A 9,780-nucleotide genomic window follows, 5' to 3' on the forward strand; every position below is an offset into this window, starting at 1 on the left:
AAGAATGTTAATCCGATCATTAGTGATCGGATTCTTTTGTTATACTCTATATTTTGAATTTGAAGTATGTTCCTCTGAAACAAAGTACTGTTAATTAAATAGTTGATGAAAAGTATATTTGCTCAATAAAACAGCGGACGCTTGATCAAGCGCCCGCTGTTTTTTATGTTACACTTCGATATTGGCTGCGATACTATCCTCACGTCCATACTCGCGGATAAGTGCTGCTACAGCTTGGTGATGAGGATTAGGGCCATATGCCTCCAATGCGGCGTTATCTTCGAATCTGACGCGAAGGACCAGTTGGTAACCTTTGTTGTTATCCGAGAAATTAATGCCGGCATTTACTTCAATAACACCAGTCAAATGTTCTTTTAGCGCCTTGAAGCGATCTACGATCTCCTGGAGCTGTTCGTTGGTCGTTTGCTCGCCGAATTTTACTAATATAGTACGATCAATCATGTTGTAACCTCTCTCTTCTTCAAAATCTCTAGCCTAATGCAATATAGCATGAAATGGGAACGTATTTCTAGTTCTTTTCATAAATGAAGTTCATTAAGCGGCAGCCGAAGACTTTGATTTGAGCTGGGAGGCATACGCCTCTAGGCGATCTCGCGATACCACCATCTTTTTTACGGCCGAACGATTAGGCTTCAGTGCAACTATCGGTCCTTCATAATTATACCATTTATTGACCAAACCTATTAGACTGAAGTTTTGCGTGCATGGTTCATAGAGATATGTTAATCTTATTTTTACTGGAAAAATGTTGAAGATAAAGTTGACTAATTCCCGAAGGAGGGAGATGGGGATGAAATGGAGAGGGCTGCTGAGTATCTTGTTTATTGCAGCGTTTGTAGTTTCTTTCATCCTTTTGCTGTACCTAATAGAGGAAGATAAGAATAATGCTTATGTTAGCGGATTAATGTTCCTGACTATTGTTTTTTGTTTTATGGGTGTAGGCAGTGCGGTTACCTATTATTTGATTAAAATTAGGGAACTGAAAAGGAGATGATTATGCTGAATAATCATGTTTACATCATTACGGGAGTATCCAGCGGACTTGGCGCGGAGCTCACGAAAAGGCTTTTAGAGGAAGGGAACACGGTTATTGGCCTATCCCGAACGGATAATGAAGAAATCGATCGAAATACATTGGACGGCAAATACTTGTATTACCCGGTTGATCTTACTCAAGTAGAGAGCCTTCCAACTGTACTACAAGATCTTATTTCCGCTATCGATCAATATGAATTGAAATCAATAACCCTTATAAATAATGCGGCGTCAGTCACTCCGTTAAAAGACATACAATTTTGCACGGATGAGGAAATTCTGAAAAATATACAGCTCAACATTGCAGCTCCGATGCTGCTTACCTCGGCTTTTATTCGACTCACCTCAGACTGGCATGTTGTAAGAAAAATCGTAAATATTTCATCCGGATCCGGGAAGTACCCTGCGCCAACCATGAGTCTCTATTGCTCGGCAAAAGCTGCGATGAATATGTTCTCCCGATGTATAGGTATGGAACAAGAGCAGGGTCGGCAGGTTAATGAAGTTCAAGTATACTCGGTAGATCCGGGAATGATGGATACACCTATGCAGCAGACAGCCCGTGAGTCGGATATGGCGTTAGCCGGCTATTTTGCCGCACAGAAGGCTGAGGGGAATTTAATCGATCCAGCTCGCGTGGCGAGACGAATCATTAGTCTGATAAGCACTTCTGTCTCCGTTAACGGCGGTCTGTATCAGGTATGTGAATTGGAGGAGTGATCATATTGAGTAGTGAGAATAAGGTAAAGGACAGCTGGAACGAGTGGTCAGAAACCTGGTATTTGAAATATAGAACGGAAGAGGCGATTGCAAGAGTCATATCGTCTCCGGCATCCGCTTTTCATCCTACGACATACGGCTTGATTAGAGAAGCCTTCCCGGATTTAACAGGAAAACGCGTGTTGGTTCCTTCAAGTGGAGATAATCATGCGGTTTTTGCGTTTCATCTGTTGGGAGCGAAAGTCACTTCCTGCGATATTTCGGATAAACAAATAGAGAACGCTTCCATCATTGCCAAGCATCATAGCTGGGATATCGAGTTTATTTGTGAGGATACGATGACTTTATCCCAGCTTCCAAGCGAAGAGTATGATTTGGTCTATACCTCGAATGGGGTTCACGTGTGGATTCATGATCTAAAGTCCATGTACAATAATGTAAGTAGGGTTCTGAAGAGCGATGGAGTCTATATCATGTACGATATTCATCCTTTCATGCGACCGTTTGGAATCAAGGCAAAGGAAGCACTCACTATAAATAAGCCCTATCACCTGACGGGTCCTTTTGGAGAAGTACCTACATTTAAATGGCGAATACAGGATATTTTGAATGCTGTTGTTAGCTCAAGCCTACATATCAAGCGAATTGAAGAAATGTATGCGGAAAATGGCTGGTTCTGGGTAGATGATTCAGAGAACGAAGGCGATAATTTAACCGCTAAAGAAGTGGAAAGCTATTCCGATTGGCGTGAAAATCCTTCAGCGGCACTTCCTCAATGGCTCTCGGTTAAAGCGGTTAAATATACCAAAGAATAGAGTTGATCGGTAATGCTAAAACCATTGTTTGGTGTATGGCCAACGGACAAACGGATTGCCGGAATTCATAGCATACCTGTTACCTCAAATGGTTCCATCGTTATGGTGTGGGATAAATACGAGCAGAGCCTGACAACGGTCGGAGGCAGAGTTGAGGGAGACGAAGACCTCATTACTGCGCTTGACCGCGAGACGGTAGAAGAAGCAGGCTTGTTTTTGGAAGACGAGAGAATTCCAGTAGCGGCATGGTATTGGGAGAGTACCAATACGTACACGGTATTTGTAATCGCCAAAGTGAAGCAATACGTTGAAATTCCGGAAGGATTTGAAACAACAGGCAGAGTAACGATGAATATAGAAACAGCGAAACAAATGATTATTAAAATGGAAGGCGAAGGGATGCGTACGGATTTGCTTAAAATCGCAGAGTTGAAGTATTCGTATTTCTTCAACTGACCGCAAGTCCGAGAAGCTGGGCTACACGCTTCCGCTCAGAAACCGCATGATTTGTTGTTTATGGTGGGTGTCATGATCCGCAAATTCCTTAATGATATAAATAAGGGAATAAGGAGCTCCAGTACTAGGACAATTAGTTACGCCATTAACCGTTAATCGCCTATTTAACCTTTCGATAGTCATTTCATGAAGCAATTTTACTAATAGATTTCTTGTAGCTACTGTTTCATCGATAAGCTTGGATTTAGAGACACCTGATTGTATGTAATCGGAAGCCCGCTTGTTGAACGTATCATAATCGGGGAAATTTATTTCATTGCCGATCTGAACAGCAGGCAGTATTTCGGATATAAGGTATCTGTCCCAATTCAAAAGATGCGCAATGATCTCGCTGATTGACCATTTCTTCTCCTCAATTGGCGCAAACCATAATTTATCGTTCGTATTTTCCAATGAACGTATCCAATTAGAGAAATTGTTAAATGAATAAAGAATTTCATTCTGCGTCATCTCCATACCTCCACTAATAATTTAGAAAATCATAACACAATCCAAACAAAATGCAAACACTTGTTCTCGTATTTTTTTTCATGATATGATTTGGATAATAAAGGTAAAGCTTGATTCTGTATTGAATTACCTGATTGAATATCTATTATTGGAGGAGATCTGAGGATGAGCTTAAAAGTTGGACCGTTTGATCTGCGGCAATCTGATATTTCAGGGGCGAAGTGGCAGGAGGTTCGCGCGGAAGAGCTGGTAATCGATAATGTCAGCCTGGCCAGAACTTCGATCAACAACGTAAATATGAATGCAATGAAGTTGAACGATGTGAATATGAGCGAAATTCTAGTTACCGATGCAAACATGACGGGGGTAAACATTAGGCTTGCGAATATCAGTCATGCCAGCATTGATCATGTCTATCTGATCGGTACCCAATTTACGAATGTCGTTCTGCCAAAGGAAGGCGAGCCACAATACAAACCCGACGGTCAATACGAACCAACCACTTTCAAGAACTGCAGCCTCTCGACCGCCCTCTTTAACAATTGTGATTTATCCAATGTTAATATCGACAACTGCAATATTGCCGGTCTCCGAGATAACGGAATTCTGATATCGGATCTGCTTAAGGATCTGTAAATCCATCATCCTGAACGGGAGGTCGGAATCATGAGCGAGCAAGTCCTTGAAGATGAGAAGGGCAAATCCGGAGTAAAACTGGGCAAGGCCATTCAGGTTCGATTAGTATCGGATCTGGCAAAATCGCAAGCTTATTACCGCGACTGTTTAGGGTTTTCCATTGACGATTGGGGACACGCGGAGCGCGACGAGGTTTGTTTTATCCTTCAACAGGCGGTTTCCGGAGAGGATGTTAAACCAAATGCCGTCTCTGCCAAGCGTCACAGCTATCCAACGGAATGGGACGGTCCGGATTATGCATGGGATACTTACATTCATATTGGCTGGGATGAATTCGACGAATATGTGGAAGAGGTACGTGACAGAGGCGGGATTATCGGGATTGAACCTTTCACTGGCGAACATGGCGGCTGGGAGTTTAAGAATGCCCATATCCATGATCCCGACCATTATAATATTGTTTTAGGCGCAATGCGAAGAAAGGCATAGCCTTTTTTTATTCCATGAAGAAAGCAGGACGTATATGAATCCTATCTCGAATAAAATCAACAGTATTTTTATCCCTGTTAGCAACGTTGAAAATGCCCGCGACTGGTATTGCGATATTCTAGGTCTACCTGCAGACGGCGAGATTTATTTCGGACATATTTACGTCCTGCCGATGGAAGGGCCAAGCATTGTGTTGGACAGCAAAATTTACTCGACCGAAAATTTGTATACGGCACCGGCATTTCAATTTCATACGGAAGACATTGAGCAGGCCTATGCATTTATGCAGGAGAAAAATGTTGAGCTAATTACGGAAATCCAAAATGGCCACTGGTTTAATTTCAAGGATCCGGATGGGAATATGCTGATGGTTTGCAAATAAGTCTATTGCATTTCATTCAAAGAAGGCTGCCACTGCAGTCTTCTTTACTACTTATTTGGAGATCGTAATACCAAAATAAAGGGGAAATACGATAATGAACTTAGAACAGCTGGTACCGATTCTTCGTATATTTGACGAGGCGAAAGCCAGGGAATTTTATGTGGACTTTCTAGGCTTCAATGTGGATTGGGAGCATCGTTTTGAACCCGATATGCCTCTATATATGCAGATCTCAAAGGGGGGAATCAGACTGCATCTGAGCGAACATCACGGTGACTGCAGCCCAGGCTCGGCTATTCGTATCGAAATGACAGGAATAAGGGAGTTACATAAGGATTTATTGGACAAGAAATATAAATACGCAAGACCCGGACTGGAAGAAACGCCGTGGAACACGCTGGAGTGCAGAATCGGAGACCCGTTCGGAAACCGGATTGTCTTCAGTGAACCGATGTCAGGCAAGTTGGAGGGCTGAACATAAAAATACTTCTGAGTGTTGTATTGCTTATTATATTCCTGCTGGTCACTTTCTTTGGACTTGGACCCGTGTTGTTTGCGGACGGGAGCATGAAGGAGAGAATGATTACTTTAGGGATTGTTATCCTGATATATGCTTCGATTGCGTTTGCCGCCTACTTCATATTCAGGAAGACACGGTAACCTGCCCAGTCAACGGTCCAAGCACCGTTCAAAATCTGTCATATTTCTCCTTATTTCCCGCATACGAATAGTGAGTTGATGTAACGTACTGGGAAAGGGGACCAGATGCGAATGGACTGGATCAATGACCAGATTATCCGATTGGCGCAATCTTCATTGCCTCCTGGGGCGGAGCTCGTCATGATGGAGGATCCATCTAACGAATATGCGATTTATCCCCAGGATTTAAGCGGGGATGGCGTTCCGGAGCTGACGGTTGTGTATCGCTGGCAAGAAGAGCTTTATGTCCATATTTTGCAATACCGGCATGTCGGATGGACGATCGCGGCAGCCGCGAAAGGCGAAGGCTACGGCGTCGCGGAGCTGACTGCCGCACCCGTAACAAGCCGGATGGTTAATAATCTTATTATTAATTGGCGGACTGCGGAGGCACAAACGAAACGAGCTGTTTACGAATGGAGTCCTGTTGGCTTCCGGAATATTGTTCCCGATGATCGTTCTTTGGAGAGTAGAGCGATATCTCTCTATCCGGGATCCGAGAAAACAACAAGCGGAACCAGATGGGGCTATATTAACGGAATTGGCACGATGGTGATACCCCCTCGCTTTGACCGTGCTGAGGATTTTCAAACGAATGGGCTTGCTATTGTAAGCGCGGATAATGGAAATGGCTTAATTAACACAACGGGAGCTTATTTTGTCAGACCCGTTTATAGCTTTATTGCTCCTTTTTCGGAAGGAAGAGCGGTTGTTATTGACGACAAAGGCAAATACAAGCTGCTTAATGATTCAGGAGCTATCGTCACGAGCAATGGTTATTCCTATATGGCAGATATGCATGATGGAAGAGCGATGGTAAACAACCAGCTTGAAGGCGGCAAAACCGTCTATGGCTATATTGACCGTTCAGGTAAAGAGGTTATACCGCTTCGGTATGAAGATGCTACCGATTTTTCCGACAGACATGCGGTTGTAAAAATAAAAGACAATGTTTATGCCTTAATTCGGCATGACGGTTCAAAGGAAGCGGAGTATCATTTTCCTTTTGTAGGAGTTCTGGGGGATGGATTATTGCCATTCCAACAGACGGCGAATGGGAAATATGGCTATATCAACGAGAAAGGCACAGTGAAAATTCAGCCGACCTATTCGACGGCGTTTCCGTTCCAGAATGGCCGGGCAATCGTTAATAACGCGGAGGATTTTGCCGCGGAATACGGGGTTATTGATACAAAAGGAAATCTGGTCATACAGACGATCTATAACGATATCATGGCAATTGGCCAGCAGCGATACGCGGTAGGGAAAGCGATTGATCCGGATCAACCGTTCCTTGGCTCGATGTATGCGATCTTTGATTCCGATGGCAAACGCTTGACGGAATTTGTCTATACCGACGTACAGCCCTATCGGAAAGGACTCGCTTCGGCAAGCAACGGTAAGACTACTTTCTTCATTAACACCAGCGGAAATCCGGCTCCCGGGTATCCGCAGTTCCAGGGAAGCGGTATCTTGAAACTCGAGGATGACCTGATTCAGGTCAATATTGATCAGAGGATTCAATATGCCAACCGGAATGGACGTATCGTGTGGGAGCCTAACACGGTTATTCCGCTTCGCCTGCCTTATCTGGTCAGGGAGCATAAGTATAAGCCAAATAAGGATTATGTCGTCTATTATCCGGCTGTGGAAGGCATCGCCGATCATGCCGCGCAAGAGAGGTTGAACGAAACGCTTAAGGTCATGTCCCAGGTTAAGCCGATCCCTGGTGATGAACTGCTTGGCTATACGTACAGCGGGGATTTCGAAGTGACGTTGTTCAAGAAAAATCTGCTGGAGATTGAAATGACCGGGTATAATTACCCGGCCGGGGCAGCTCATGGCATGCCAACGAAGGTCTATGCCCATATCGATGTGTCGAATGGCGATATGTATACGCTGAAGGACTTGTTCAAACCGGGCAGTGACTATGTGAAAGTGCTGAGCGATATCGTAGGGGAACAGATCAAAACGGACCCTCAGTATGATTATGTTTTTCCGGATACGTATAAAGGCATCAAACCGGATCAACCGTTTTTCGTAACGCAGGATGCGCTTCATTTATATTTTGAGCCTTATGAGATTGCGCCCTATGCAGCAGGCTTCCCCGAGTTCAGAATTCCTTACTCCCAGATCATGAACATCATTGATGAGCGCGGCGACTTCTGGCGCTCGTTTCATCCATGATGGCTGTTCACGAGAGCGAGGACTACCCACAATAAATGGTACATGTTAACGAATAAGTAGAGCAGGAACAGGATGACTGCCGAATAACGGATCCATAAGCGGGCACTTAACCGAGGATAAATAAGCATGAAGAGTATGGGAAATATCAGCTTAACGCCGTAATAAGCGATGGAGTGCCAGTTATACAGCCAAGATACAAACGGATTCAGCTCGGTTATAAGCTTCAGTCTTATTCCGATATCGGTAAATACCGCATCGGTCAGACTGAAAAAAAGCAGCCATAACAGCAGCCCTCTTATCGGCAAACGAAGGATGACATACATTCCAGTGCATCACGTCCCAGTAGTGGAAAAGTGTTATAGATTTATGATACATTTTGTATCTAAAATAAGCAAGCTGGCGCATGAAAGACTCCTTTTCCTGAAGGGCTTTCATGCGCCGTATTCGTTTTGGCGATTGCCCTGTTGTACTGATATAATATAGTAGTAAAGGAATTGTGCCCGACTATATTCAGATGGAGCTGAAAGTCATGCTGAGCTCGTCATTATCTTCTTTTCATCCATCCCTTGCGGAATGGTTTGAGGCTTCGTTCGGCGAGCCGAACGACGTGCAAAAACAAGCTTGGAAAGCGATTACAGCAGGCGACAATACGCTGATTGCCGCTCCGACAGGCTCAGGCAAAACATTGGCCGCCGTTCTTCCATGTCTCGATGGGATTGCCCGAATGAAGCAGCAGCAGCGTCAGGCAGGCGTGAGGCTGCTCTATATTACGCCGCTTAAGGCGCTCAATAACGATATCCATGATCATCTGGTTGCTTTTATTGAACAGATTGATAAGCTTGCCGCCTCATCGGATAACAGCTGGCCGGGACTCCGAAGCGGCGTTCGGACAGGAGATACGACCAGCTCGGTTAGATCCGCTATGTATCGGAAACCGCCTGATATTCTGGTTACTACGCCGGAATCCATGTATATCCTTCTGACTTCCGAGAAAGGGAGGGAGATGCTGAAGACAGTCTCCTATGCCATCATTGACGAGATTCACGATCTCGCCGCGGATAAAAGAGGCTCGCATCTATCCGTTTCGCTCGAACGGTTGGAAGAGTTATGCGGAAGAAGGATTCAACGAATTGGCGTATCGGCTACGCAGAAGCCGCTTGTGCGCGTAGCAAGATTTCTTGGCGGCTGGCAGGAACCGGAAGGCAGTCAAGCGGATGAGAGGCAAGAGACTGACAGCGAAGGATTCGTACATCCGCTGGGGCTGGTGCCGCGTCCGGTAACGATTGTAGAAAGCCATATGAGCAAAAAGCTTGAAGTATCGTTAACGATGCCTGATCAATCGCAGCCTATGCAGACCCGCGATGCGGTATGGCTCCCGATTATGGACAGGCTGTTCGCGCTGATGTCCGATTGCCGCTCGGTCATTGTTTTCGTAAACAGCCGGAGGTTGTGCGAGCGTCTATGTCTAAGACTAAACGATCATGCCGGCTACGAGATGGCGAGAGCCCATCACGGCAGTATTGCCAAGGAGCGTCGGCTGGAAGTAGAGAGAATGCTGAAGGCAGGCGAGCTGCGCTGCATCGTGGCTACCTCCTCGCTCGAGCTTGGCATTGACGTGGGGCATATCGAGCTGGTTATCCAGCTCGATTCCCCGATTGAGGCCGCATCCGGCATTCAGCGGATCGGCCGTGCGGGCCACGCCGTCGGCAGCGCAAGCCGCGGCGCGATGGTTGCCCGGCAGCGAGGCGTGCTGCCGGAGATGGCCGTGCTCGGCAAGCTCATTGCCGAGCGCGATATCGAGCCGATCCGGATCCCGCGGGATCGGCTGGG

General features: G+C 45.5%; 13 protein-coding genes. 10 read left to right on the forward strand and 3 right to left on the reverse strand.

Going from position 1 to position 9,780, the window contains the following annotated elements:
* Positions 1–168: 168 nt before the first annotated feature.
* Positions 169–462: a Dabb family protein gene (locus tag PGL01S_RS30405; protein ID WP_127499462.1), complete on the reverse strand. Its 294-nt coding sequence runs from the start codon at positions 460–462 to the stop codon at positions 169–171.
* Positions 463–1,017: 555 nt separating this feature from the next.
* Here PGL01S_RS30405 and PGL01S_RS30410 point away from each other — a divergent pair.
* Genes PGL01S_RS30410 through PGL01S_RS30420 form a run of 3 tightly spaced genes read left to right on the forward strand, consistent with a single transcriptional unit; the run spans position 1,018 to position 3,047 of the window.
* Positions 1,018–1,776 (forward strand): SDR family NAD(P)-dependent oxidoreductase, encoded by a 759-nt coding sequence (locus PGL01S_RS30410; protein WP_164775641.1) that lies wholly within the window; start codon positions 1,018–1,020, stop codon positions 1,774–1,776.
* Entirely contained in the window at positions 1,773–2,591 is an 819-nt protein-coding gene (locus tag PGL01S_RS30415; protein ID WP_244935825.1) for a class I SAM-dependent methyltransferase, read from the forward strand. The genes PGL01S_RS30410 and PGL01S_RS30415 overlap by 4 nt, the downstream gene beginning before the upstream one ends.
* Before the next feature lie 12 nt (positions 2,592–2,603).
* Positions 2,604–3,047, forward strand: coding sequence for an NUDIX domain-containing protein (locus PGL01S_RS30420; protein WP_127499468.1), 444 nt, complete (start codon positions 2,604–2,606; stop codon positions 3,045–3,047).
* A gap of 21 nt (positions 3,048–3,068) precedes the next feature.
* Here PGL01S_RS30420 and PGL01S_RS30425 read toward each other — a convergent pair whose 3' ends face one another.
* Positions 3,069–3,557, reverse strand: coding sequence for a DinB family protein (locus tag PGL01S_RS30425; RefSeq protein ID WP_127499469.1), 489 nt, complete (start codon positions 3,555–3,557; stop codon positions 3,069–3,071).
* 165 nt (positions 3,558–3,722) lie between these two features.
* Here PGL01S_RS30425 and PGL01S_RS30430 point away from each other — a divergent pair, with 165 nt between their 5' ends.
* The 6 genes from PGL01S_RS30430 (at position 3,723) to PGL01S_RS30450 (ending at position 7,950) form a co-directional block, all read left to right on the forward strand.
* On the forward strand, positions 3,723–4,193 hold the full coding sequence (locus PGL01S_RS30430; RefSeq protein WP_127499471.1) for a pentapeptide repeat-containing protein: 471 nt from the start codon (positions 3,723–3,725) through the stop codon (positions 4,191–4,193).
* A 30-nt stretch (positions 4,194–4,223) separates the two neighbouring features.
* Entirely contained in the window at positions 4,224–4,682 is a 459-nt protein-coding gene (locus PGL01S_RS30435; RefSeq protein WP_127499472.1) for a VOC family protein, read from the forward strand.
* 34 nt (positions 4,683–4,716) lie between these two features.
* Positions 4,717–5,064, forward strand: coding sequence for a VOC family protein (locus PGL01S_RS30440; protein WP_127499473.1), 348 nt, complete (start codon positions 4,717–4,719; stop codon positions 5,062–5,064).
* A 94-nt stretch (positions 5,065–5,158) separates the two neighbouring features.
* Positions 5,159–5,539, forward strand: a complete 381-nt coding sequence (locus PGL01S_RS30445) for a glyoxalase superfamily protein (RefSeq protein ID WP_127499474.1) — start codon at positions 5,159–5,161, stop codon at positions 5,537–5,539.
* A 14-nt stretch (positions 5,540–5,553) separates the two neighbouring features.
* Complete coding sequence (locus tag PGL01S_RS31635; protein ID WP_373864175.1) at positions 5,554–5,724, forward strand: DUF6954 family protein; 171 nt, start codon at positions 5,554–5,556, stop codon at positions 5,722–5,724.
* A gap of 111 nt (positions 5,725–5,835) precedes the next feature.
* Positions 5,836–7,950 carry a WG repeat-containing protein gene (locus PGL01S_RS30450; protein ID WP_127499475.1) on the forward strand — a complete coding sequence of 705 codons (2,115 nt, stop codon included), beginning with the start codon at positions 5,836–5,838 and terminating at the stop codon, positions 7,948–7,950.
* Here the strand turns inward: PGL01S_RS30450 and PGL01S_RS30455 are convergent.
* Positions 7,941–8,273 (reverse strand): DUF5658 family protein, encoded by a 333-nt coding sequence (locus PGL01S_RS30455; RefSeq protein ID WP_127499476.1) that lies wholly within the window; start codon positions 8,271–8,273, stop codon positions 7,941–7,943. The genes PGL01S_RS30450 and PGL01S_RS30455 overlap by 10 nt on opposite strands.
* A 206-nt stretch (positions 8,274–8,479) precedes the next feature.
* On the opposite strand from PGL01S_RS30455, the gene PGL01S_RS30460 reads away from it, so the two are divergent.
* Positions 8,480–9,780: DEAD/DEAH box helicase (locus PGL01S_RS30460; RefSeq protein ID WP_127499478.1), on the forward strand; the 1,301-nt coding region annotated here is incomplete at its 3' end.

Origin of the sequence: Paenibacillus glycanilyticus NBRC 16618, assembly GCF_004000805.1 — a bacterium.
In the GTDB taxonomy this organism is placed as follows: domain Bacteria; phylum Bacillota; class Bacilli; order Paenibacillales; family Paenibacillaceae; genus Pristimantibacillus; species Pristimantibacillus glycanilyticus.

Coding starts and splice junctions, on each gene's coding strand:
- PGL01S_RS30425 (WP_127499469.1), bottom strand. CDS start 3,557: ATGACGCAGAATGAAATTCTTTATTCATTTAACAATTTCTCTAATTGG.
- PGL01S_RS30405 (WP_127499462.1), bottom strand. CDS start 462: ATGATTGATCGTACTATATTAGTAAAATTCGGCGAGCAAACGACCAAC.
- PGL01S_RS30430 (WP_127499471.1), top strand. CDS start 3,723: ATGAGCTTAAAAGTTGGACCGTTTGATCTGCGGCAATCTGATATTTCA.
- PGL01S_RS30410 (WP_164775641.1), top strand. CDS start 1,018: ATGCTGAATAATCATGTTTACATCATTACGGGAGTATCCAGCGGACTT.
- PGL01S_RS30455 (WP_127499476.1), bottom strand. CDS start 8,273: ATGTATGTCATCCTTCGTTTGCCGATAAGAGGGCTGCTGTTATGGCTG.
- PGL01S_RS30450 (WP_127499475.1), top strand. CDS start 5,836: ATGGACTGGATCAATGACCAGATTATCCGATTGGCGCAATCTTCATTG.
- PGL01S_RS30440 (WP_127499473.1), top strand. CDS start 4,717: ATGAATCCTATCTCGAATAAAATCAACAGTATTTTTATCCCTGTTAGC.
- PGL01S_RS30435 (WP_127499472.1), top strand. CDS start 4,224: ATGAGCGAGCAAGTCCTTGAAGATGAGAAGGGCAAATCCGGAGTAAAA.
- PGL01S_RS30420 (WP_127499468.1), top strand. CDS start 2,604: ATGCTAAAACCATTGTTTGGTGTATGGCCAACGGACAAACGGATTGCC.
- PGL01S_RS30445 (WP_127499474.1), top strand. CDS start 5,159: ATGAACTTAGAACAGCTGGTACCGATTCTTCGTATATTTGACGAGGCG.